This is a genomic window from Haloferax sp. ATB1, assembly GCF_000730175.1.
Genome location: NZ_JPES01000039.1, coordinates 24228 through 47919, shown reverse-complemented (window position 1 = coordinate 47919; position 23692 = coordinate 24228). Strand labels below are relative to the sequence as shown.

At 54.2% G+C, this 23692-nt stretch carries 22 protein-coding genes and 4 pseudogenes; 10 read left to right on the top strand and 16 right to left on the bottom strand.

What is annotated here, in order from left to right; all coding sequences use genetic code 11:
- Positions 1-203: 203 nt before the first annotated feature.
- Positions 204-1442 carry an orc1/cdc6 family replication initiation protein gene (locus ATB1_RS06400; RefSeq protein ID WP_042662755.1) on the bottom strand — a complete coding sequence of 413 codons (1239 nt, stop codon included), beginning with the start codon at positions 1440-1442 and terminating at the stop codon, positions 204-206.
- A gap of 1311 nt (positions 1443-2753) precedes the next feature.
- On the opposite strand from ATB1_RS06400, the pseudogene ATB1_RS24315 reads away from it, so the two are divergent.
- Positions 2754-3684, top strand: a pseudogene (locus ATB1_RS24315) (carbohydrate kinase family protein).
- A gap of 19 nt (positions 3685-3703) precedes the next feature.
- Here ATB1_RS24315 and ATB1_RS06390 read toward each other — a convergent pair.
- The 3 genes from ATB1_RS06390 to ATB1_RS06380 all read right to left on the bottom strand — a co-directional run bounded on the left by ATB1_RS06390 (position 3704) and on the right by ATB1_RS06380 (position 5684).
- On the bottom strand, positions 3704-4498 hold the full coding sequence (locus tag ATB1_RS06390; RefSeq protein ID WP_042662754.1) for a BtpA/SgcQ family protein: 795 nt from the start codon (positions 4496-4498) through the stop codon (positions 3704-3706).
- A gap of 214 nt (positions 4499-4712) precedes the next feature.
- A complete protein-coding gene (locus ATB1_RS06385; RefSeq protein ID WP_042662458.1) occupies positions 4713-5156 on the bottom strand; it encodes a hypothetical protein in 444 nt (147 codons plus the stop codon).
- Entirely contained in the window at positions 5157-5684 is a 528-nt protein-coding gene (locus ATB1_RS06380) for a winged helix-turn-helix domain-containing protein (protein WP_042662753.1), read from the bottom strand.
- 358 nt (positions 5685-6042) lie between these two features.
- Here ATB1_RS06380 and ATB1_RS24495 point away from each other — a divergent pair, with 358 nt between their 5' ends.
- Together ATB1_RS24495 and ATB1_RS22985 are read left to right on the top strand one after the other, a co-directional pair.
- Positions 6043-6126: a hypothetical protein gene (locus ATB1_RS24495; RefSeq protein ID WP_394324765.1), complete on the top strand. Its 84-nt coding sequence runs from the start codon at positions 6043-6045 to the stop codon at positions 6124-6126.
- Between the two features lie 59 nt (positions 6127-6185).
- Positions 6186-6479 (top strand): hypothetical protein, encoded by a 294-nt coding sequence (locus ATB1_RS22985; protein WP_343122537.1) that lies wholly within the window; start codon positions 6186-6188, stop codon positions 6477-6479.
- Positions 6480-6570: 91 nt separating this feature from the next.
- Here ATB1_RS22985 and ATB1_RS06375 read toward each other — a convergent pair whose 3' ends face one another.
- Positions 6571-6894, bottom strand: coding sequence for a hypothetical protein (locus ATB1_RS06375; protein WP_042662752.1), 324 nt, complete (start codon positions 6892-6894; stop codon positions 6571-6573).
- A 139-nt stretch (positions 6895-7033) separates the two neighbouring features.
- On the opposite strand from ATB1_RS06375, the gene ATB1_RS06370 reads away from it, so the two are divergent.
- Complete coding sequence (locus ATB1_RS06370) at positions 7034-7960, top strand: MarR family transcriptional regulator (RefSeq protein WP_042662751.1); 927 nt, start codon at positions 7034-7036, stop codon at positions 7958-7960.
- A complete protein-coding gene (locus tag ATB1_RS06365; RefSeq protein WP_042662750.1) occupies positions 7957-8760 on the top strand; it encodes a DUF6036 family nucleotidyltransferase in 804 nt (267 codons plus the stop codon). The genes ATB1_RS06370 and ATB1_RS06365 overlap by 4 nt, the downstream gene beginning before the upstream one ends.
- Positions 8761-8803: 43 nt before the next feature.
- On the opposite strand, the gene ATB1_RS21455 is transcribed toward ATB1_RS06365, so the two are convergent.
- The 5 genes and pseudogenes from ATB1_RS21455 to ATB1_RS06345 all read right to left on the bottom strand — a co-directional run bounded on the left by ATB1_RS21455 (position 8804) and on the right by ATB1_RS06345 (position 11915).
- Positions 8804-9064 (bottom strand): hypothetical protein, encoded by a 261-nt coding sequence (locus ATB1_RS21455; RefSeq protein ID WP_128081418.1) that lies wholly within the window; start codon positions 9062-9064, stop codon positions 8804-8806.
- A 431-nt stretch (positions 9065-9495) separates the two neighbouring features.
- Positions 9496-10182, bottom strand: coding sequence for a hypothetical protein (locus ATB1_RS06355; RefSeq protein WP_241768101.1), 687 nt, complete (start codon positions 10180-10182; stop codon positions 9496-9498).
- 208 nt (positions 10183-10390) lie between these two features.
- Positions 10391-10534 (bottom strand): annotated as a pseudogene (locus ATB1_RS22980) (DUF955 domain-containing protein); the annotation flags it as partial.
- Between the two features lie 38 nt (positions 10535-10572).
- Positions 10573-11022, bottom strand: a complete 450-nt coding sequence (locus tag ATB1_RS06350) for a hypothetical protein (protein ID WP_241768100.1) — start codon at positions 11020-11022, stop codon at positions 10573-10575.
- 5 nt (positions 11023-11027) lie between these two features.
- Positions 11028-11915 carry a hypothetical protein gene (locus ATB1_RS06345; RefSeq protein WP_241768099.1) on the bottom strand — a complete coding sequence of 296 codons (888 nt, stop codon included), beginning with the start codon at positions 11913-11915 and terminating at the stop codon, positions 11028-11030.
- A gap of 241 nt (positions 11916-12156) precedes the next feature.
- Here ATB1_RS06345 and ATB1_RS06340 point away from each other — a divergent pair.
- Positions 12157-12522: pseudogene (locus tag ATB1_RS06340) on the top strand (transposase); the annotation flags it as partial.
- 44 nt (positions 12523-12566) lie between these two features.
- On the opposite strand, the gene ATB1_RS06335 reads toward ATB1_RS06340, so the two are convergent.
- The 5 genes and pseudogenes from ATB1_RS06335 to ATB1_RS06315 all read right to left on the bottom strand — a co-directional run bounded on the left by ATB1_RS06335 (position 12567) and on the right by ATB1_RS06315 (position 17338).
- On the bottom strand, positions 12567-13511 hold the full coding sequence (locus ATB1_RS06335; RefSeq protein WP_128081417.1) for a hypothetical protein: 945 nt from the start codon (positions 13509-13511) through the stop codon (positions 12567-12569).
- Positions 13512-13633: 122 nt separating this feature from the next.
- Positions 13634-13846: a hypothetical protein gene (locus tag ATB1_RS22335; RefSeq protein WP_042662745.1), complete on the bottom strand. Its 213-nt coding sequence runs from the start codon at positions 13844-13846 to the stop codon at positions 13634-13636.
- A gap of 123 nt (positions 13847-13969) precedes the next feature.
- Positions 13970-14476, bottom strand: a complete 507-nt coding sequence (locus ATB1_RS06325) for a hypothetical protein (protein ID WP_042662744.1) — start codon at positions 14474-14476, stop codon at positions 13970-13972.
- The gene (locus ATB1_RS06320; RefSeq protein WP_128081416.1) at positions 14473-15495 is read right to left on the bottom strand and encodes a hypothetical protein; all 1023 of its coding nucleotides are present in this window, start codon (positions 15493-15495) and stop codon (positions 14473-14475) included. The genes ATB1_RS06325 and ATB1_RS06320 overlap by 4 nt, the downstream gene beginning before the upstream one ends.
- Positions 15496-16412: 917 nt before the next feature.
- Positions 16413-17338, bottom strand: a pseudogene (locus ATB1_RS06315) (DUF955 domain-containing protein).
- 610 nt (positions 17339-17948) lie between these two features.
- Here ATB1_RS06315 and ATB1_RS06310 point away from each other — a divergent pair.
- Genes ATB1_RS06310 through ATB1_RS21440 form a run of 4 tightly spaced genes read left to right on the top strand, consistent with a single transcriptional unit; the run spans position 17949 to position 21741 of the window.
- On the top strand, positions 17949-18464 hold the full coding sequence (locus tag ATB1_RS06310; RefSeq protein WP_042662742.1) for a hypothetical protein: 516 nt from the start codon (positions 17949-17951) through the stop codon (positions 18462-18464).
- Entirely contained in the window at positions 18451-20160 is a 1710-nt protein-coding gene (locus ATB1_RS06305; RefSeq protein ID WP_042662741.1) for an SbcC/MukB-like Walker B domain-containing protein, read from the top strand. Before ATB1_RS06310 ends, ATB1_RS06305 begins: the two co-directional genes overlap by 14 nt.
- Positions 20153-20596: a hypothetical protein gene (locus ATB1_RS06300; RefSeq protein ID WP_042662740.1), complete on the top strand. Its 444-nt coding sequence runs from the start codon at positions 20153-20155 to the stop codon at positions 20594-20596. Before ATB1_RS06305 ends, ATB1_RS06300 begins: the two co-directional genes overlap by 8 nt.
- Positions 20597-20646: 50 nt before the next feature.
- Complete coding sequence (locus ATB1_RS21440; RefSeq protein ID WP_198526049.1) at positions 20647-21741, top strand: hypothetical protein; 1095 nt, start codon at positions 20647-20649, stop codon at positions 21739-21741.
- Positions 21742-22669: 928 nt separating this feature from the next.
- Here ATB1_RS21440 and ATB1_RS06295 read toward each other — a convergent pair.
- Positions 22670-23566 (bottom strand): DNA-binding protein, encoded by an 897-nt coding sequence (locus ATB1_RS06295; protein WP_042662757.1) that lies wholly within the window; start codon positions 23564-23566, stop codon positions 22670-22672.
- Positions 23567-23692: the final 126 nt, after the last annotated feature.

Here is a 23692-nt window from a genome sequence, read left to right as displayed (position 1 = left end):
CCGGCCCGGCAGGAACGGGCTGCCCGCCGGAGCGCGCACAACCCGAGCAGTCGCCCCCAAACGTACCGACACAACTCACCTCCCAACCATGTGCGGTACTGAGTTAATTCTGCTCGCCGGCCGTCAAGAACGTCGGAAACGTGGGGTCCACCTGTGAACAACTTTAAAAAGTGTGAACGGAGAGACCAGCCCGAAAGCCGAATTCAGATTGTTCGAAACTCCTCACCGGAGTCGGGAAGATACTCGAGAATACTTCGGTGGGCACCGAAGTCGCTGATAATCGTCTGTAGCGCATCGACGACGGTCGCGATATCACGGTTGAGCTCATGCTCGCGATACGTGCCCCCATCCTGACCACGGTGCTCCATCTGCGAGAGCGTGAGGTTGAGGATCTCAAAGTCGGAGAGGAAGCTGCGCATTCGGCGAGCAGTACGGGGGTCTCGACCTCGATACTCGCAGAGTTCTTTGTAACGCTGATAGACAACTCGTGACCGGGCCGGCGTGGACTCCTCGGCAGCGAGCGTCGTCAACGCGTAGAGTGTGAGTTGCTCGTGCTCGGTGAGGTCGCGCATGATGTCCATGCTCTGCTGTGCCTCGAGTTTCTCTTGGGCGCGTTCGACGTGGTCGCTCGTCACCGACTCCGCGTTCTCGGTGCGGGCGAGGTCCCCCGCCTTTCGGAGAAGAGTTATTGCTCGTCGGGCATCCCCACCATCTTGGCGACCAAGGGCTGCACACAGCGGAATCACGCCCTCTTCGAGAGCGCTCTGGTGGAACGCGATTTCTGCCCGCTGTTCGAGGACCTTCTGGAGCTCTTCCGTACCGTACGGTGGGAACGAAATCTCGGTTTCACACAGCGATGACTGCACTTTTGCATCGAGCTGTTCTCGGAACGTCGAGTCGTTACTGATCCCGATGAGGCCGAGCTGAATGTTGTCAATGTAGCCGTTGTTGTCGGCACGGGTAATCTGGTAGAGGAACGTGTCGTCCGTGATGTGGTCGATCTCGTCGAGAACGATGATCACGGTCCCCGAGAGCTTGTTGAGTTCATCCCAGAGAAGACGATAGACCTTGGATTGGGGGTGGCCGGTTTCGGCGATGTGATGCTCAGGTTCTCGGAGATTGTTCACCAGACTAATCGCCGCCTGGTAGCTCGTGCTGAGACCGTCGCAGTTGAGGGAGATGACAGAGAGGTCGACTTCGAAATGCTCCGCCGAATCCAAGAGCTCGTTCAGTAGGAAGTTCGTTACAGCGGTCTTGCCGACGCCAGTCTTGCCGTAGATGAAGATGTTGTCGGGGTACTCGCCGTTGATGATCGGCTGTAGGGCAGCTTCGTACTCCTCAATCTCGTTGTCCCGCCCGACGATGTCGTCTGGAACGTACTCGACTTTGAGTGTATTCCGCCGTTTGTACAGCGTATCGTCCGGCTGAAATCGGGGAGTCATATTGTCCTCGACTGACTCAGGCTAGAATGATAACTATTTCGACCACCGTTTCCGCTATTTCCAGTATAACCACCATGGGGTGAGAGTTCCACTATCCGATATCGACCCCGTCGTTTCCAGTCTATTGGAAGAAGGTTGTGTTGACTGTCACGAGGAATGAACACAGAAAACCCGACTCTGGATGAGCAACCCCACCCCACTATTTCCAGTAAACACAGCAGATTGTGGATGACCGACTCACCCCGTCGTTTCCAGTAATTCGCGGTAACTCCAGGTAGCGAGTCACGAGTAAGACATACCACAGGGTTCCAGTATTTCCAGTAAACGTTTCTTTATATACTCGATAGACTCCACTATTTCCAGTATACTCGGTCAGAACACGAACCAGCAGACTACGGAGGGCAACAGCTGACGAGAATGACAGAAACCCCCTCCCCACTATTTCCAGTAAAGCACCAGGAAAGAGAGCCGCCTAGTGATAAGAAACTCTAAACAAGAGAAAAGTTTATATCAATAGCGTTTGAGCTAGTCCGTAGGAGAGCTAGAGTGCGGTTGCTGTGCGGTTTGTCCTAGTGAAAGAAAGCAACTCGAGAGTTCGGGAGACCTTCGTCACTAGCTTTACTGGAAATAGTGGGGGAGAGTGGGTAACTAGAGCCGCTGGCTCTCATCGTGTAAGTGTATTAGTGGAAATGATGGGGTCTGACACTCGTCAGACATTCTGGATTGGTTAACCAACGTGGAGGAGTATGCTGTTCACTCGTTGGTTAATGGCCAATCGTGAGTAGCACCAACGTCCACTCGTGTTCGACGAACTGATGAGACGAGACTGCCAGTCACCACACCACTATTTCCAGTAAAACACCGTCTCTCCGTCTCACTAACAAACCGGCATATCTTGCAAGGTGTCGACGGATTTCGGGTCGTCGTCGCGGGGATCGACGATGTTAGAGGAAAGTTCCTGTGGGAGTCATAGCTCGTAGGGCATGACCGCTCACCCTGTCTTAACCAACAACGAACGTCAATGGCCTATTTTGTTGGTTAACTTTCTATAAGACCGCGAACTAGCCGCACGTGACCAAAGCGTCGGGGTATTCAAACAGTACTCTCGTCGCCGACCCCGTTGCACTTGGAGCGTCCTGTGTCTACTCGACCCTCATCCGGAAACATCCGAGGCCGTGAGGCACATAGTCGCCATCAATTCTCGTGGTAATAGCTATCGACGAGAATGGATACAACAGCGAGGCCATGGACTCAATACAGGCTTGTAAACAATCCCTGTATGTTCAAGACGCACCACCGTTGAGTAGGCGTATGTCATCGTTCGATGTCGTGACGGTCGGCAGTGCCGTTCTCGACCACATCTATTCTCTGTCGAATCTCCCGAAACCTGACGGCGGTGCATTCGCGCGCGAACACACAACCGACGTGGGTGGCGTCGCTGCAAATGTCGCTGCTGGGCTTGCTGAGTTCGGGAACAAGACGGGGGTTATCACCCGCGTCGGCGCCGACGATGCCGCCGAAATCGAAGCTGACCTCCACGCACGCGATATCGACTGTTCGCGGATTCAAGCCGGCTCCGAAGAATCGTCGTACACGCTGATTCTCCGTGGGCCAGATGGTGAACGAATGATCGTCGCCGGTGGCCAGAGCGTTCCGAACCTCCGACTTGATGCTCACGATATTGAATATGCAGGTAACGCCAGCGTGGTGTTCACGAGCGCCTATGCACCTGATGCGGTCGTCTCGAGACTTGTGACTGCCCGGGAACGGGGTGAGATTTCCACACTCGTCTTCGACCTCGCAGGACCACTCTCGGAACTTGAAGGCCGAGGGACAACACCCGAGACGATTGACCGACTACTTTCTGTCGTTGATCTATTCGTGGTCGGTGAGGTTGCCGCACGCTCGTATTTTGGTGGTGGGGCCGACGACGCAATTGCCACGCTTACGCAGCAGGACGTCTCTCGTGCGGCGATTACGGCAGGGCAGTAACGGGGCACGCCTTCTTGAAGGAGGGACAGTAACCGACGTCCCGGCGTTCAAGGTGGATGTGACTGACACGACCGGCGCTGGCGATACGTTTACTGCGGGGCTGATTCATACGTGGCTCCTTAACGACGACACAGCACACAACGCAGGACGATTCGCCGCTGCCACGGCCGCGCTCAACTGTACTGAACTGGGCGCACGGGGCAATCTCCCAGCCGAATCCGACGTTCAAGCGTTTCTCGAGACGCGGTGAACCGCTGAGACAGCGAGGTCTAGCGAACGGACGCGACAAGCCGTTCGACTGCTGCTTCGTCGACAGGGTTCGTCGTCTTGCCACCTTCTTTGAGCGCTGTGCCAACGATTGCACCATCTGCGATCGAAAGCAGTTCAGGTGCCGTCTCGGGGGTGACACCACTCCCGATCAACACAGGGGCGTCGAGACCGCGAGCATCGCGAGCGTCGACAACTGCGTCGAGAACCGTCGTATCGACTGCCTCGCCCGTGCCAGTGCCACTCACAATGATTCCGTCGGCACCGCCACGTTCGATGAGTTCACCAACGACCTCTGAGTGTGACCGGTCAGCGAGTGGTGCAGAGTGTTTCACGTCGATGTCTGCAAGAATGGCAACATCGGTGTCGAGTTGATCACGCAGCCGGACCGTTTCGTGTGCCATCCCCTCGATGACGCCCTGATCAGTAAGCCGAGCACCGGTATGGACGTTCACGCGAACAAAGGCTCCATCTGTCGCAGCGGCAATGCCGAGGGCACTTTGAACGTCGTTTCGGAGGATGTTCACGCCAAACGGCACGGTGACATGCCCACGAAGTGTGCTCGCGAGTGCTGCGACGTCAGCGACGACGTGACGGGGGACTCGGTCTGGATAAAACGGCGCATCACCGAAGTTTTCGAGCATAATGCCGTCGACACCACCCGCCTCGAGTGCTGCCGCATCTTCGAGGAGTCGGGTTCGAAGTGCGTCTCGATCTCCATCAAAGCCGGGAGAACCCGGGAGGGGCGGTAGGTGGACCATTCCGATAATTGGGGTTTCTGTGCTGAAGAAATCCATATCTGGTGTGCCCGTTCGAGAGACTTAACCGTACAGATGTACGCCACTGTTGAGGCCTTCAGTCACGCTGCACGGCCGGAGTAATCGTGGTCTCAGTCGAGTGCTGACGCGAGGCAGGGGCTGAAATCGCTGGGGCGAACCAGCTGAGTCGGTAGTCCGATCTCAATTGTGGACAAATATACTCGAGAGATCTCTCGGCCGAGCCCAGCACGTGCTAGGGCCACAGTATCTCTATGCGTTGCTCGATCGCCGTGAGGACGGTGGAATATACTTCGAGTGGATGGAGCGACGGGAGTTCGAGGTCGGTGATTTCGGTAGCAGACGGTGGCTTGTGGAAGTGCAACCGTGTGTTGTGCGCGTTCGGGTGCCGGTCCCAGCGACATTCCCAGCGTTTCCCGTCCTCGTGCTCTTCGACGTAGTGGACTGAGAAATCGCCAGTCGTGAACCATCGGATGTCGAGACGGGCCGCTGTTACTGTGTCAGGATATCGTCCAGCGTCGAGCAGTCCACGAAGCAGTCGAGGTTCGTATGAATCCGGGTCGAACGCAGTCTCGGCGATGAGCGAATCCGACGATAGGTGTCGCTCCAGCAGGCGCAGTGTTTGTCGATCCGGTGGGCCTGTCGAGTGGGGGTCCGAATCCTCCGGTGGCTGGCTCATTTAGGCCGGAATCAGATGCCCGTCGTTCTGGGAGAGCTGGCGAGCAAGTTCGTACAGCCGGATATCCCGAATCACGCCCTGCCATTCACTAACTGCGGTCATCCGCTCGTGGATGGTTCCGTGACTATCGTGCTCGAACACGTTGACAGCCGTTGGGTCTGTCGTCTCGAACTGCGCTTCGTATTCCGTTCGCTGGGCTTCAAGCGCCTCCACGCGGTCGATGATCGCTTCGATAGAGAGCTCGGTTGCGATTCGACTGGCGTCCTGCCATTCGAGATACCCCTCGTTTCGTTCGTATGTCGCCGGGCGGCTGTCTCTCTCGGCTCGAGCGATGCCCATCTCTGCCAAGCGGTCGAGGTGCTTTTTGGCAGCATTCGGAGAGCAGTCCGCAAGCTCAGCGATCTCGGTGTAGGCAGTCGGTGAGGTAACGCCGAGGACGACGTCGTAGACACGACCAAACGTGTCTGTCCCCGTCTGCCACCGGCGCTGCGTATCGTTGGACGTGGGGGCCGGATCGAACTCGGTCATACGTATCTGTAGGCGGCTACTCTCAATATATCTTCGGATTATTCAGATATATGCAAAAGGGTGCTGTGTTGAGTTACTGGGAAGGCAGGGCCAGTGTTGTTAATCACGTAGTCTTGCGACTGCCTTTCCGACCTGTCGGACGTGTTGACTCCGCTCCAGATCTAACTCCTCGGCGAGAAAATCGACCGTCTCTGTGAGCGTCATGATTGGGTAACTCATCTCGCAGCGTATGAAGTTGATGCCGTTGCAAATCGGCTCACGCTGCGTTGAGTTCGTCTCTCCTCGCACGAACTGTTACAGCTGACATCCCGCTGACGGCGTCACTACCGCGCAAGAACACGGTGACGCCAGAAAGGCAATCGAGGTTCTTCGTCACGCCGACGAGCTAGCCGAGCGAGAAAATGTCGATACAGTCGTCGAGGAACACATTCGCGATGCCTAGGAGTGGGCTGAAATTGATCGCTTCGAGGAGCTACTCCGTGGTTCGACGACCCAGGTCAAATTATCCTATATCCTCTCGCGCTGCTCACCGAAGAGAATCCAAACGAGGACGGGTTTTCGACCAACCGAATTTACGAACGATATGAAGCGACGACCGAGAAAGCTGATGCGAAGACTCTCAGCGAGCACCGCGTCTATGAGCTGTTGAAAGAGCAGGCGTTCCTCGGTGTCGTCGAATCAACTCGGACCGGTGGCCGGGGTGAAGGCAGCTACCTCGAGCATCGGCTGGTTCAGGACACCGGTATCGTGTTGAAATCTGTCCTCCGGGACAGCCGGCTGGAAGACTTGGCTTAGCTCTCAGTTCGGTCGTTCACCACACCCCTGATCACGAGTGTATCTCTCGATACGTCGGAAACGTGGGGTGGGTGTCCTCCCTCATCGAGTTTTACTCGTCCGGGTTGACCGGGCCCTTGTACTGAGAACGAATCTTCTCTCCCTCCCGCCACTGCCAGTAGTAGTAGCGATTGTCGTTGATCTCTTTGATTGTGATCGTTGCTTTGGCAGGGACGTCATCCGGAAGATCGTCTGGTCGCTCTTCGGCCTTCTCTTGATCTGCCGACTCCTGGAGACAGGCCTCTCGTTCCTTGTGCTCGGCGAGCGCTTCGGCATACGAAGCAACGTCGCGGAGCTGCTCCGGGTCCGACTCGTTGAGCGTGTTGACGACCTCCGTCGGAAGATTCGTCGGTGGAGTCTGGGGTTCATAGGACATCGGCTGCTCTCGTGTTAACCAACACCACCCGCGGCACCATAGCTTTGTTGGTTAAGTCGGTGGAAAACGGTTTCCGCGCCTGCTGGATGTAACACTACTCGAAACTTATTTATATATTAGTTTCGTACTATGTTACACCATGCTCCGGCACATCGAACTCGAGGTCCTCGCCGCGGTCGACCGTGGCGACACGATCTCCGAGCTCGCGACGAAGCTCGACCACAGCGAGAGCTACCTCTCTCGTGCCGTCGGCGACCTCGTCGAAAAGGGACTCGTCTACACGGAACGCGATGGCCGGCGAAAACGAGTCGTCCCGTCGGATGCTCGCGCCGTCGAACTCTACCGGGACCTCGTCCGCCAGCACACCCACATCGAGTTCCCCGAGCTGCTGACCGGGAAGGCACTCGAAGTTCTGTACTACCTCGACCAGCCGCGAACCGTCTCCGAGATTGCCGAGCGGAGCGCCAACTACCGCAACACGGTCAACCGCGTCCTCAAGCGGTTTCGCGACCGTGGGCTCGTCGGGACGGACGACGGCCACTATGAGTTCAACGCCGATTTCGGCCGCCTCCACGAGTTCGCACGTGAACTCGCACACCATCTGCATCGTCAACGCCTCGAAGCCGCCGCACCGAAGGGCACGATTCTCTGGGAGGGCTACGACGAATTCCTTGCCCAGGCCGAGACGGAGATCGACGCGGAGGCGTTCCACGAAACCGGCCTCGCTCGATTCGCGGCCTTCGACCTCCAGTTCCTGCTCACCGGCCACCGCTACTACGTCTACTCCGAGGAACTCGACGTAGTCTCGCCGGCGGAGCTCTGCTGTCACACGCTGCTCATCGACGACGGCAGCCGCCACCGCTCGTACTGCCTCCTCCTGCTCAGCCACGTCGGCGTCGACGAGGCGGACCTCCGAGAGCAGGCGGCGAAGTATGGCCTCGAAGACGAAATCGACGCCTTGCTCCGCTACCTCGAGACGCACGGCGAGGTCGACGACGACCGGCTCCCGGCGTGGGACGAGTTCCAGAAGCTTGCGGCTGACTACGAGGTGCCACTCCCACAATGAGACCAACATTCGGACGTGAGTACATCGAGAACGAATTCCAGCGAATCGGAGACGGGCTATCTGAACCGCTCACCGTCTACCTGATCGGTGGTGGCGCGATGTCGCTACGCGACCTCAAGGGGGCGACGAAAGACATCGACCTGGTCGTCCCGGATGGCGACGCGTACGGTCAGCTGTGGGCCGTCCTGATGGACCTCGGGTATGCGGAGGTTCAATCGTTGGATCCAGATTACCGGGCGCTGGGGGCGACGAGCTGCGTCGAGAACGACGATGGGTGTCGCCTCGACATCTTCAACCAGCAGGTCGCGAACAAGCTCGTGCTCACCGACGGGATGCAAGAGCGCAGTGAGCCGTTCCTCAACCTGGATCGACTGACGGTCCGGCTGGTCAGCAACGAGGATATCTTCCTGTTCAAGGCGATTGCCGGCCGCGACGACGACATCGAGGACATGAATATGCTCGTGCAGGCCGGCCTCGATTACGTCGTCGTCCGGGATGAACTCGAAGCCCAGATCGAACGCCTGGGGGACGATCAGTTCGCCACGTTCGCGAATGAGGCACTGGTCGAACTCGAGGAGCGGTACGGGGTAACCACGCCGATCGAGGGCCGCGTCCAGGAACTCACGAATAGGTACTACCGAGGGCTCGAAGTTCTCCAAGCACTCGACGAGACGATGACCGTCGACGAACTGGCCGCCGAACTGGAGTTGGACACCGCTGAAATTCAAAAACGTATTTCGTATCTCACGGAATTCAGTCGAGTTGCACAGAATGGCGAACGAGTCCGTCTAATAGAGTAGGACACAACTCGCATTTGCTTCTAAGGAATTAGCTTAGATCAGGTCATCTTCTGAAGGCTACAATCAAGATCAAGAGAAGGACAACGACTGCGCCGATTTCTTGTAGTGGTAGGGACATGGCGAATCCAATAATGGACTGAATGATCTGATGGATGAGCGTAGTAAGGCCTCTTACAACGTAATTGATGAATGCGGTGACTTGTTCAACGACGTAGTTGATCAGGGGTGGTCCAAACCAAGGGGCGAAAACAAGGAGGAGCGATACACCAATGACCACAAACGTATCACGATCACCGTCAATCACGTTCCAATTCTCAGCTTCATCATTCGTCCGAATTAGCAGAAGTGGTAGCAAAACACCGACCCCCGTCACCAGAAGACGTAGGTCCTGAAAAGAGCGGACCAACAAAGGCTGAGTGTACCCGAAAAGGACTGCAGACGAGAGAGGTAGAATGATTGCCAGCGCAAGCACTAGCCGTTTGTTCCGGTAGAGATCCCGAATCCGCACCCCGTTTTCATCCGTGTCATAGAGACGAGTAACAGTTACTGTGAATACCGTTCCAATTAATAGAATTGCAACTCCATTCCGGAAAGCAGAGAGTAGACTTTCCGTAAGCGGCCCTAACATTTGAGATAATCTACTTTAGTCTCCCTCAAAAGCTTGACGTGCAGAAGTAGCGTAGCTCCTTGCAGTATCACTATATAATGGGTGAAAGTAGTGTCCTTTCACGAACTCTAGGGTAGTCGACCATCCGGCCGCGGAACACGTCCCCGTTCGAACTCGTGATCGATGCGACGCAGGTGCTTGCAGCCGCCTTCGGGTGAACGCTGCTGCCAGTCGGGATAGGTACACGATTCATCGATGACGTCGACTTCGTACCTGTTGCTGGACGCGGACTGCACCTCGTAGCGGCCACCTTTCGAGAGGAGCGAGACGTCCATCGCTTCGGCGACGGCACGCTTCGTGCGTGGCTCGAGATCGTTCTGAGGCCCTGTGTTCTTGTCGACGACCAGTCGGTCACGAACGTCGCCCGTTCGGCCACCATCGGGCGCGACGGCTTCCGCAGGGCCACTGAGCCGCTCGTGGAGCACTTCCTCCACGGGATGGCCTTCCGGCCACAGGTAGTGGACCTCGCGGCGCTCGCGATGGTCGTAAGAGCCGCACGCGGCTGCGCTCCCGGTCCAGACGCGCCAGGCACCGAGCGCGGCCATCACGTCGACGATGTCACGGGGGACCGTCTGGTGGTCGTCCGGGAAGAACACCCGAAAGCGGGTACACGCCTCCTGTGGCGGGACACTCTCCCACCAGTCTTCGCTGGAGCCCCAGCTATCGAACATCGCCCCGTCGCTGCCGTAGCCGACGGTCACGCCGTCGATCGGCGTCCAGTCCGCCGGGAGGTGATCCGCCTCGCCTTCGAGCACCCGAAGAACGACGTATCGAGGGTACTCGTGAGCTTGGTTGTCTGTCGTTCGAGCGACATCGTGCTGCTCGGCAACGTGCTCGGCTTCTTCGAGGACCGTCGTGGATAGGCGTCAGTCATGGTTCGCGGAGGTCAGAATGCGCCTCCACCCCTCTGCGGACGCAGATAAAATTAACCAACAGAGCCGAAAGAGCCCATCACTCCGTTGGTTAACTGGGTTGGGACGAGGATTCGCTCTCGAGAACGTCGATGAGTTCTTGTGCCGTTCGACTAATCCGGCCGAGGCGCTCGCGAACGACCTCGGGATCGTCCGACTCCCACGCAGCGAGGTAGAACGCCGACCTACTGATGTCGAAAGTATCTTTGTTAATAAAGCTGAAATCAGGTTAAATCACCGGCATACAGGGCAAGAGATGTTCTCTAATCCTTCCTCGACAGCATAGGAGAATCCGCAGTCACTACACGTCACTTGGTCTGTTTCGATATCCAGGTGTGGCGAGGGGGTGTTCCGGTAACCGAAATCAATGTCGTCTGTATTCGTTTCGACTTCGATGAAATCGCTTGAGCCCGTACCGCTGAATGCGTCTTCAAACATATCTGCGAACTGGTCCTCCAGCATCTGCCTCGCCTCATTTTCTGCAACAGCATTCCCGTACTCCGCCTGTTCCTCTGTGAGAAACTCGTCGAACTCCGCGATCCAGTCACAGTACGGACACTGGAGATTCAGATAGTGTTCTTGTTCGTAGGTCTCTCCATGGATCATGAACTGACAGTCACAACTCGGGCATTGACGGGGAAGCATCCCGGCCTCGTCAGTTGGTAAATCGATGTTGACTACCATATCCGTCATACAACCACCGTCCCGTTCTGCCAAGCGGCCGTAAACTGGGACTCAATAGATTCCCGATTGATTGGTCGGAGCTCAGAGGCGGTGTGCTGCGTATCACCGGCGTCGTGGAACGAGTGACCCCATGCCCAGCCATCCTCCCGGTCACGTATGATGTAGCGGTCATGGAAATCCCAGTCGCTGTCCGAGAGATACCGGACCTCGATATCTGAGTGCTGCTGTGCAAACTGGGATACGCGCTGCTGGTAGCCCCCTCCAGTCACGCGATCCGTCGTCATCACTTTGATTTCGACGCCGTTCGGCACGTGCTGGAGCAGGTCGTAGAGGCCTTCGCGGGCGTACCGATCGATGATAATCACCTCATCTCGCGCAAGTTCCACGAAATCCCGGAACAGGTGCTCAGCTTGTTGCGACTCGTTAGGGCCAATCGAGGCCTGCCGAAGTGATCGGTGCGTCCCTGTCCGCGGAATTTCGACACCATCGTTCCGATATGCTTCGAACCGATCTGCACCACGGTCTGTGATCCTGGCGCCGTGGTAGAAGAGTCTGCTGCCCCCTCCGTGCGTCTCGATGAGTCGCTTCTCCTTCAGGTACCAGATGTTCTGGTCGACGAGCGTTTCATCCCCAATTTCGTCAATGAGTTCGTCTCGCTCGGCGAATACTACCCCGGTGTTCTCTCGATCAAGCTGGTACAATTCCTCTAGGATGTCGTACCGGGTGTTGCCGTCGATGATGGTTTCGTACCCGTCTTCGTGCAGTTTCTCGATCCCTGCCGCAGTAATCTGGATTGTGCTGATTCGCTGCCCCAGTGCCCCCTGTACTTCGACGTATTCTCCATCGATTCGCTCCGCCACATAAGCCACGTCGTCCTGCTCGTACTCCTCCAATGCCTCGTACAATCCATCCCCTGTCAGGCCACGGTACTGTACGTCTTTGAACTGATTATAGAGCGCTTTCAGAATCTCCCGCGCGATTTTCTCATCTTGTTCCCCCTAGTGACGACATCGTTTCGTGTGGAATACTTAGACCACATATCATTTAAAATCGTGCTGCAGCGACAGGCGGCAACGCAGATATTACGGGAAGAACTAGTACAGAAGGGCTTTGTTGAAATCCTCAGAAGATGACAGTGATGTGGAATCGCTTGCGGTTCTTGACGTTCACATCACAGCGCGGTGGAAGCACGATACGAAGACCGGACCGCAGGTCGTCGCCGACAACGGTTTCCAAGACTGGCATACCGAGTACGAAATCGCCGCATATGACGTGGAGTACCTCGTTCACTACCGTTGATCATCACCGAAAGCAGCTCTAAACAACGCGCTCAACCGGGGAAAAGGCTACTCTCAGCGCTGGATGGCCGAAACCTCGTACTCGACAGTCAAGCGCTCGCTCGGCGACGCCGTGCGAGCGCTCGGCTGGTATCGGCAGTTCCGTGAAATTGTCCTGATGTTCGCTCTCATCAACATAGAATCGCTGTGTGAGCCGCTGTAACCGTGACTCAGTATCTATTCAACAGGGCAGAAGTGGAATATATTCTACAGGTAGGAGTAGTGGCCTGTACGGTGAACCCTTTCGCCGTTTCGGAGTGAAATGTTTCCTCTATCATCGAACGAGGGCTGTTTGTGAGTGAGAATGGTTCTATTCTCTGAATCTTCAAACAACTGTTCCACGCTGCCCCCATCTCGAATATCAATCCAGCCAGTAGCCAATGTCCTATCAGACACCTCATTGTCAAATATATCGTGGTAAGAGATACTGATACTGAATCCAAGTGTACTGACACCCTCTTTTATTAGTTGTTCTACACCCTCACTAAATGAAAATCTGCTTGGCTGTTCTCCGCCGGGGTCTACGTATCGCTCAAGATATAGTGAAAAGTTCAACTCTTGTTCATTGCCTTCACGAAGAATCTCTTCTGTACGGGTTTGTGGTAGTTCTTCATCAGCGCCTACCGTCACTGGTGTTGTGGCACCAGCCGTGTAGGTGGCACGAAAGGTTACTTCACCCCGTGGTGTCTCTTGTTCAGTACTGGTGAAAGCCTTGTCAGAGACCGGAACCACCTCAACGCCCATGTCATAATCAGCAGGTCCGTCCATCGCTTCTTCACCAACGTAGAACTCAACATCAGTCTTGAATTGCTTGGCAAGGCCTGTCCCTTGATTTGAACAGTGAATAGTGATAGAATCATCAGAGACTTCAGTCACAGAAATATCGACCGCAGGAATGTACTCGGCCTCCATTATCTCTTGCTGTCGCTCTTGAATTGAGGTCTGTTCTTTACTGATTGATGTTTGCTCTTCTGCTATAGAGGCTTGTTCTTCACTAATGTCTCTCTGATCTTCCAACACTCTCGTCTGGCGAAGGTATATCCATATCAGACCACCTGTAAGGAGGCTGTTCACGAGAATAGAGATAGCTGACAACGAGATATTCCCTGCTTCACTCGGGGTTGCATTTGGGAAAATCGAATCGACTGCCATAGTAAGGAGGCCCATCGAAAATAGAGTCAGCCCGACAACCAACAGTACGACGTGAGAGAAAATGACGGCTATACCAACTCCTGTTGGAACGCTTACTTTACCGTTACGGAGTCTTTGCCAATTCATAAGTCTGATTCCGTGAAAATCAGGTCTGTGCTATTCTTTTCAATCCAATTGGCCTTCTCCTTGTAATCAAGAACGTGTTCTCCGACCAATTTATACGTCTGTCCGAACGCTTCAACGGAGTATTCGAGTTGCGTGTTTTGCGGGATCTGCCAGTCGAGAAGTTCCAAGAAGTCACGGAAGACAGCGGCCTTGGTGTTGACCTCATCCATCTGTGGAGAAGATTCGATACACATACTCCCTAACAGCGTCCCTATTCATCGTATGCTGTCACGAACTTACTGACACTATATCAATCCCTGTGAACGAAAACAGTGGTTCTGTAAACTGGAATCTCAAAGAACGTCGCCATGTATCAAAGACCAGAAACGGTGAGTGATGACTAACAGCGTCAAGAAGTAGTGTGCCATCAGGCTGTAGACAATCCCACTCACGACGAACGCGAGTCTCGAACCAGTGGGGCCACCTATACGCGATACCACGATTCCGAAGACCAAACAAATGATTAGAACAACACCTGCCAGAATCGCGTAGAGAGTGAACTCTTTCGTCTTTCTCACAGTCCGTTGTTCGTAGGGGTGGCTACCGTCCTCATCATACCTCATAAGCAGAATGATAGTGTTGATTGAGAATCCCGTCAGGACACTCAACACAGAAGCAGAGGCAGTGATGAATCCCGACCAAAGCACGACGTAGTTGGCCAGAGCGAACCCGACAACCGCGGGGAAAGCGACGAAGATAACCGCCAATACGGCATAATCAAACGGATTCTTCAGACCAGTCTCTTGGCTGAGAGACGAATAGTGGTCGCTGATAATGCTTCCAATGTTGCCAAATATCATTTTTCGACGTTGGCTGTCCCGGTAACTGGTTCTACAATCTGCTGGTCCAAAATGTCATTGGCCAAGTCGTTTGCTTCACTTCGGAGAGAACGTGCAGTAATGAGGCCAGAGTCAGTACGGAGTTCCTCACTATCAAGGTCTTTCCGCATAGCCACTTCCTCGTTCAACAGCGAGAACGTCTCGCTCCTACCGCCGTCTTTCTGAATAGTCACGGTGAAGTCTTCCACGTCGTTGCCGACAATCGTCCCAAAGTGCGTATCTTGGTCTTTGAGACTTGCCGCCTTACGCTTCAACTTCTCAAAACTTCCCCCATGTTCCGGACGTAGGACGATGGAACGAGTCCCGACTTCCTCGGTGCTTAATCCCTTCACCAGTTCCATCCGGCTTTCATCGTCTCCCGGAATCTTTCGGACGTTTATATCTAACTTGGCAATCCGGTCTGCCTCTATGACTTTCTCAAGTACTTCTTCTGTAGAGACAGGTTCCATCTTCATCGTATAGTCAGTCACTCCCGAGAGACACGTTTGCTCGATATGCTTCTTCAATTTCCCCTTCACACCAATCCGGTTCACTTGGTGAAGGATGATTAGGGCAGTCTGGCCACTATCGTATGGCTTGCCTTCACGTGTATGAGGAAGATAGATGAGGAAGTATAGCGGCATTTGCTCGGCTTCGTCTTCGCCTTTCAGATGGGTCATGTCACCCGATTCAACATCACGGATTTCGGCCTCGTATCCGTGGTAGCCGGTAGACACGATTCCTTCGATTATGTTCCCGTCCCGGTGGTAATCTTCGATAACGAAGGTCTTGTCATTGGTCGAAGGTTCAAGATTGGTGTCTTGCTTTGAGAATAGAGTTTCCATCAAGTCGAGAATGTGATTTTCATTGAACGCTGTATCGTGTGCCTGCAATTGAGTGAGATTATATCCGTTGTCGGGATTGCGATGTTCGTATATCTCGAATGAATAAGGTACGAGCTTCTCTGATGCATTGCCCGAAACCTCAAAGTGGGATAACATAAAGGTGGACACTCTCTATACCTATAGTTCTCCAATCAGGCAAGTCTGTGCGACAGCAACGTTCTTTTCGTCCGTCTCCGCACCTACCACGTCGATTACTTCCTCTTCGTCAGCTGGTATGTGTATCTCGGGGTCCTTGTCTGTTCCTCGCTCATACCTACCTTATTCCCGAAATACGTGAACTTCTTTCAGCAGTTGAGTGATGAAGTCGTCGTTCACGGGATTAGTCGTATAGCTTGATCGTTACAAGAGTTAAAAATTATACTTTGGAGGCCCTGTTGAAATCCTTCAGCGTTGACATCACAAAGAGCTACTCTTTCCACCGAATTTCGTCGATACAGTTAGAAACTAGCCTCTCAACAAATCGCCAGACGTGATGAGGGTTTCAACAGAGCCTACAGAAGCAAACGCCGCTTCTCTCTACCTCTTCAACACCTCATCGAGGCCAGCTTTTTCGATCAATAGGAGTGGCATTCCGCCAAGGAATACGATCCCGATCAAGGTGCCCAAAAACCCGAATACGGGATGGATCACTATCGAGATAATCTGGGTGCCATCCAAATCAGGACGATACCGGACAGGACGAACCCCGTCGTGTAGCGGATGTACCAATTTTTTGCCGAGGTGTAGATCCCTAAGAAGATAACAACAAGCATGAGCAGGTACACCAGTCCTGCTACCACCGCCCCCACGAACTCCTTGATGACCACGACGATGATGAAAAAACGCCCACCGGCGGCACGAAAACCTCCTGGATAGCTCGTCCGACTCCATCAGCTCCCGTTGGCGCCGGCATACAATCTCATCTAAAGTGTCGAGTGACAAAAACAGCCACCCGATACGCTGGCAACACAAAGGGGTACTGAGTATAGTAACAACCGAGCAGCGGAGTACCGGATCGAATGCTGGTTAATCCCTCAATTCTCGAGTGTCTCGACGATTTTCTCTGCTGTGGTACTAATCCGTCCAAGCCGCTTGCGGACGACCTCAGGGTCGTCCGACTCCCCGGCTGCGAGGTAGAACGCCGAGCCGCTGGTATCGAGCCCGCAGTACCGCCCAACGACGTACGCGACGGCTTCGGCCTCAACTTCGCGTTTCGACCGCTCCGTATCGTCGTCGACGTCGAAGTGGAGCAGGGCGTGGGCGTACTCGTGTATCAGCGTCCGCGCAAGGTCGGCCTCGTTCTCCCGATCACGCACCTCAACCCGCGGTTGCATATCGACGAGGCTCAGCTGCTCGCAGATCCCCTTCGCCTCGCCGTGGGTCCACTCCTCGGTTGGAACGATCCGCACCGTAACGCCAAGGTCGTCAGCGGCGGCATTCAACTGTTCGACGAGGTCGCCAGCGTCGCCGGTCGCTTCCGTGTCCAGGTCGGGAAGCGGCTCGCCCTCGGTCTGGGAGACATCGAACACCGGCGCGGGCTTGAACCCGACTAGACCCTCGGACCACTCCTCGGGTGGCGTCTCGTCGTACTCACAGTTACTGTCCTCGTGGTAGCTCGGCGAGTTCTCGCACTCCGGGCACTGCTTGGTGATGATCGGCGCCCAGATAAGATGGTACTTTCACCCTCATCGACGTGCTGATCGAACTCCTCCTGCCACGTCCGGTAGCCGGCGACTTTCGTCGCGTTGGGGCACTGCTGCTTGATGAGCAGCGTGTTTCGGTGCGAGTAGTCGTGGAACTGACTCTGGACGTCCAGCTAGTCTTGGAACTCGTCGCTCGCTTTTGCGTCGTCGACGGCGCCGGTCAGCTCGGTAAGCCACTGTTCGATGGTGCTGTGCATCTCGTCGTGCCGCGTGTCCGAGTCGTCGAAGGACACACTGGGGCTATCGCTCGTAGCCATTGGTCAAATCCGAGGACGCGGGTTCTGTCGCGCCTTCGGCCCTCAGGGGCAGCACAAACTGACATGAGTGGCTCTGTTGAAACCCTCTTACCGTCTTGCGATTTCTTGAGAGACTAGTTTTTACTGTGAGCTATGGAAACTAGCCAGAAAGAGCGCTCTCTCCAATGTCAACGTTGATGGATTTCAACAGAGCCACATGAGTCGTATCGATGGGGGTGACGAGTAACCCGTGTGGCCATTGCATCGATATGAACCTCAGACTTCGGGGAAACCACCAAGTCTCACGGAGAGAATTTACCCGAGGTGTTGTTTCTGGCCAGTTGGTACGGCTTGGAAGTTACCAGAAAAGATTGACACAGCCACCTCGAACGCTGAATCTCTCGAAGAAGTTCGAGACTGCATGGTACAGGGCGGAAGCCTTGACGAGCATCCCTAACCTGATGAACCGACAATGACGTCGCTTGAAGGGGCCCAGGAAATGTCAGACAAATTTGGCTATGGTAACGCTCGTTACAAGTTACCTTTGCCGATTAATATTCGGGCATTGTGACAGTCCCACACAATTTATATTTGTTGGCACTCTGATTAGTTCTGAAGGTCAGAATATCGAATGCAAATTGCCACGAAGATTTGGGATAGTGGATGGGGAGCGGTCTTCCTAACTGTCTACACAGGCGTGGTTATCCATCTTGTCACGCCAGAACCGCTCTTCCTAAAAACGCTAGCTGTACTCCCAGCAATACTGGTCATGTTTATCGCCGACCGGCAGAACAACCAGCTCATTAACTTTTTTGCAGGAGGTGAACTGAGACGTTCCACGGATCAAATCCAAGAAATCACAGGAGATGACGACTTCTACGAATCCGCTTCCGAAGAGCTTCAAAACCGAGTAGACGACTTCGACCGCCGCGCTTATCAGAAGAATATCTCCATCCTCGCAGGCGTGATTATCACCGTAACTACTCCCTTTATCGGAGCCTACCTCCGTGGCACTCTCGGACTGGCTATCGGCCTACTCGTTGGCCTCCTTGCTGCTCAACTTCTGACCCGGCGCAGCATCCAAGAACTCAACAGACTCGCACAGAACATCAGCAAACCGTACACAGCCAAATATGAAAATCAGTAGACTCCACATTGATGAGTTCGCGATCGAGGACTACCAGACAATCACGAAAGAAGACATTGGTGGTGATGACCTCCTCCTCAAGGGCGGAAACCGTTCCGGTAAAACGCTGACCATCAACGCTCTCCTGTACGCACTCTACGGTCCTCGGGCAACACTCGGCATCCAGCCCGGTCGATCAAGCACAGTAGAAATCCAATTCGATAACGGGCACGAACTCCATCGTGGTGGGGGAGGACGCTCCTACAGTGACGGTACAGCGACAGTTGACAAAGAAGCTGCTGACGAGCGCTTCGTAGAACTCATCGGGCCGGAAGATATCACCACTCTCCAGTTCGTCCACTCTGAGACCGACAAGCTCCCACTCTCTCGGCTCTCAAATCCACAACTTATCCAGTCTATTCGCCGGGTAGTTGAAAGTAATCTTCAACAAGAGCTTGAGGACTATCGGGAAGAACGGGACGCACTTGAGCAGGAGGTCGAGCAGGTCAGGCGTACTGAGCTAAAACCAGTTCAGCGTGAGTTGGAGGAAATTGATGTTGGCCGGGTCGAAAATCGCCTTGAGAAAATCGAGAAGCTTCAGTCGCTTATTGATACCGGGCGCATCGAAATTATCAGAAACCGGCTCTTAGAAAATGAGGAACTCAACGAGGAGCTGCAGGACCTCTACGATCGGAAGCGAACGATAGAACAGGAACTCAGGAAGAAAGACCGGCAGTTGCGTGAGGTTCATCGGTATACACAGGAAGTCAACGACCTCATCCTCAACGCGATCGAAGAGTTGTCCTGTCCTGTCTGTGACCACGTGGTCGCTGAGAGTACCGCTAAACATAGGCTCCAACGGGGGAAATGCCCGCACTGCGGGCAAGACCGGTCCTTGGATGATCTGAAAACGAATCTCCGCAGCCGTGTTGAGTCCGCTGACGACACGGTCGACCAGTTGGAAGCAGAGATTGAGGAGCTGGAAGAGGAGCAGACTGAGATAGAAGATGAAATCGACTCGATTCAGGCATCCATCCCGGACCTTTCAGACCTGAACAACCTCACCAAGTTCACGCTTGAGGACAACGACTACGACATCGAGGCAGTTGCCGAGCGAACAAAGAATGAACTTGAACAACACCGTGCCGAAATAGATCGCCTCAAAACGCAGAAGCAGTCGTTGGAAAAAGAACGTGACGAGATTCAAGACTCCTTGGATGAGATGGATGAGTCGCTAGAACAGCTGACGGAGCGCATTGATGAGCTCGAACGAAACAGCTTCGAGGAAATCGTGATGTCCTTTCAAGATGAGTGGTCAGAGAATTACGAAGCACTTGCTGGAGAATTGGGCCTTGAGGTCCGGGTAGAGGAAGATGGTCAGATTCTCCTGCCAGGGAACGAGGGGCCACGGAAGTATGGTGAGTTGAGTACTGGCGAATCACGGTTGCTGAATTTGGCGTTCGCCCACACGGTTGCGTCTGTGGCGCGAGAGAATGAGATATCGGAGGATAGCTTCGAGGTTGTGGTCCTTGACGAACCGTTCGCTAATCTGGAAGATGACCAACGTGACAGCGCTATAGATTTCATTCGGGACACGGATATGCAGTACGTTATCGCATCCTCAAATGAGTCTCTACAAAGCCACTTCGACCCACACCAAGTGGAGGCTTTGCAGACGATGACGGTCCAGCTAACGTGGGATGATATCGATGAGTGACGACAAGAACCACCACCCACGTCTGCTGATGTTGAGCGAAGCCGGAGGTCGAATTGAAGGAAGGACAAAGTACCACAAGCTCCTGTTCAATTATGCTGATGAGGAGGCCGAAGAGACCTCTCTGCGATTGATAACTGAGGAGCGTGGTCCGTACGATCCGGGACTTTCTCAGGCGATGCAGCGATACATGGACCTTGGGCTGCTTGACGTAGATGATAATGACGAACCACATGAGATAGAGCAGACCGAGAAAGGCCAGCGATACATGAGCGGATATGAGCAGGCGAAGATGCGGCTTGACGAATCTTTTCGGCAAACCAAGGAACGCATCGCGAACACGGTCCGGAAACATGGAGATAAGAGCGCGTACGAGATGGTGCAGCGGGAGAACGTGCAAGAGGCAAAAGATAATCCGCTCAACAAAGAGCTGAAATAGAGTGAGTCTGATTAGGAAGCTTTCTTAACATAATCTCCGGTAAAATCGGTATGCCAAATGTACCTCTGATCAGAGAATTTGGTATCTCTCCGTTCTACCAAGGAGCTATTATAACCGGAATAGTATTCCTCATAGTCATAGTCGTGTGGAGGAAACTCCGTCAAACGATTAGTGGGGAAAATTCCCCAACTAACGAATTCACTCGTATCCAGCAAAACTTGCGAAAAGGTTGGTTACGTAAGGGAGTGATTTTGGCCTATGGAGCAATCTTCGTCGCCTTCGTTGTCGCAGTGTTAGAGTGGAATCATACCATTGATCTTGTCCCTTCTGAAGGAGAAAATCAATTAACTCTAATGGCACCTGTCTTCGGAGCCTTCGGCTCTATTGCTTTATCCTTTGGTTTGGTAATCTTATATGATCGTCAGGCACGTGTCTTAGCACAACAGTACCAGCCTCACCTAACAGGTGATCTGGAAAATCGAAGTGCCGTCACTACCCAATTTGTCATCAGGAATACTGGAGAAGACTATGCGCACGACATTACAGCGGAATGGGAAGTAGCCGGTGAGACACGAGAATGGGAAACGCCAAACCTTGCACCCGGCGACACCGCCGCATTTCCAGTAGTTGTAGATGATGACGGCGGTTGGGTAATGAACACCAACCAGATACGAGACTATTTAGAGGATAATGGTGATTCGCTCGAAATTGAATTCACAATTAATTGTAAAGACCAGATGGATCTTGCTCATACTTTCTCTGGAACTGTAGATTTCGGTGTGATGAGTCAGAGACAAGAAGCGAAGGAGATCTGGGAGATGGACCCAGTTGATTCCTTGGCTTCCAGTGCCGAAAGCATAGAAGCATCAATTGATCAAATCGCTTCAGATTTCGATGATCGTAGAAATGAACATCAATGGCAAGATAGATGGACAAAGCAACAAGCAATCAAAACTATTGTCTCAGAGACTGGTGAGATACCCATCTCTGTTCTGTCACGGATAATAAAAGAAAACGAGTCTTCTTTGGAGTACCGTCTTTCAGAACTGGAAAAAGCTGGATACTTAGAGTATAACGAGAGATCTGGAGTGATACGGAACAAACCAAACTCCAAAAATAATCATACTTTATCGGAGTTCCCGTGAAAACAAACTCGCTCGTTGAGGTCATCAAGGATCGTGCTTGCGCTAATTGCGGTTCTGGATCTGTACAGAACCAAGTGTATCGGTTTATAGGCACAGACAATCGTCATATTCAGCTCTGCAATAACTGCCTAATCGAACTCAGGAGACGTGCAGAAGGTCGAAGATTGTGCGCATTTTGTGGCTCCTTGGCGAAATATGCAACCTGGAGTCTTGAAACTACAAAATCGTTGGGGACATTGACATTTGATGACGGAAATAACGTACCCGAATTTTGGCTCCTCTGTGACAAACATTTCACATACCTCTATAGAGCTTCAAAAATGAGAATCAAGCAGAGACAACTAACCGATTTTACGGACGACAGTTGAGATTGAAGTTCCCTCGGTGACACTACACTATTTCTACACCTCCGGATAGACACGTGTTTGGAGCTGTTTTGTCGCCTCTCACAAGGGAGTGGGGAATTCACCCGATTATCAGCAGAAGCCAACGAATTCTATCGCTTCGACCAACACCTGTGTTGCTGGATTCGTTCTGGGATCCCGATTTTCCCACAGACTGGGCACTCCTGTAACGGTGTTGGCGGCAGGTCGTTCCAGGCGTCCAGCGCGGCCTCTAACTGTGCTTCCACGATTGGCGATCGGTCATGCGGCGGGCCTCGCGGAGGAGAATGCCAAGCCGCTCGCGGGCCGTGAGAGTACGTTCCTCGGACATTGGTGCTCGGGGCACGTGTCTGGTGTGCCCTCCGGTCCTCCTAGAGGCGGACAAACATACTCCGCTCGTACTAGCTAGCTTTCTTCGAATCGACCTACTCCCCCGAAACCGCGAGTACGGTTGTGGTTGCCCGCCGACTGGAAGGCGGCTGGGAGCGGTGGGGTCTGGGTCGGTCCGGCACGTAGCAAAAAAAAAAGAAGGATGCGACGACCGGCTATTCCCACCACCGACCGCGCTCAGGGAAATGCAAGGTCGACCACCCAGTGACGGCCAGTGAGACGCGTCCCTCGTACCAGTTCCGAGCCACGCCGTGAATGCGCACCTGCTCGCCTTCCTCGATCCACGGAGCATTCGATTTCTCCCAGATCGTCACCTTGGTTTGCCCGCTCTCGTCCACGATGAGGCCAACTTGAGCGATGGCTGGTGAGTCACTATCCCAGAGCACCTCGATTTGACCTTCAATGCTCACTTCTTTGCGATTGACATCCTCGAGCTTTCCGATGGGAACCACCTGCCCCGGCGCCGTCTGCAACTCCTCGAACACCCCGACGACCGCGCTCATCAGGTCTTTCCCACCGACGACGGCCTCACCCAGCCGCCGACCAATCGCCACCCGCGACCAGCCATCCAACTTCTTCACCAGTCGCATCGACTGCTTGTTCACCGCCGCCAACTGCTCCTGCGTCAGTTCTGCACGAGGGTCGTCCCGCTCTGGGTCCGCCCACGGGTCCACGCTCGCCGCCCGCTTCTGGAACTCTGCACGCCGCTCAGCGCTCCGCTTCGCCGCGATGTCTCGCGTCCGCTTTGCCCGACCGTCTTGCGTCCCCAGCTCTGCCTGGGCACTGATACGCTCCAGCTCAGCCTCTCGCGCACGAATGCGCTCTTCCTGTTCGAGGGTCGCACCGTAGATCCGCTCTTCGCTGGTGTCGACCATCCCGTCTGGGTGGTTCGCATCGACCTTTGCCTGCACCTCCATCTGCACCGTCGCCTGGAACTCCGGCGTCTCATCGACGACCTCGAAGCCGTCTTCGTCGACCGCCGCTTCGTCCGCCTTTTCGAATGCCTGTTCATCGACCGAAACTACATTACTGGTTGCGTTGTTACTTGACATTGGTCTCACCATAGACCTGAAGGCGCTCACGCGCCCGACACCGCGATGCTACTACATCGCGGTTCTTCGACGACAACGATCGACAGAACCATCTGCGCGCTCTCGCTCGCGCCTTCGCGAGCGCCC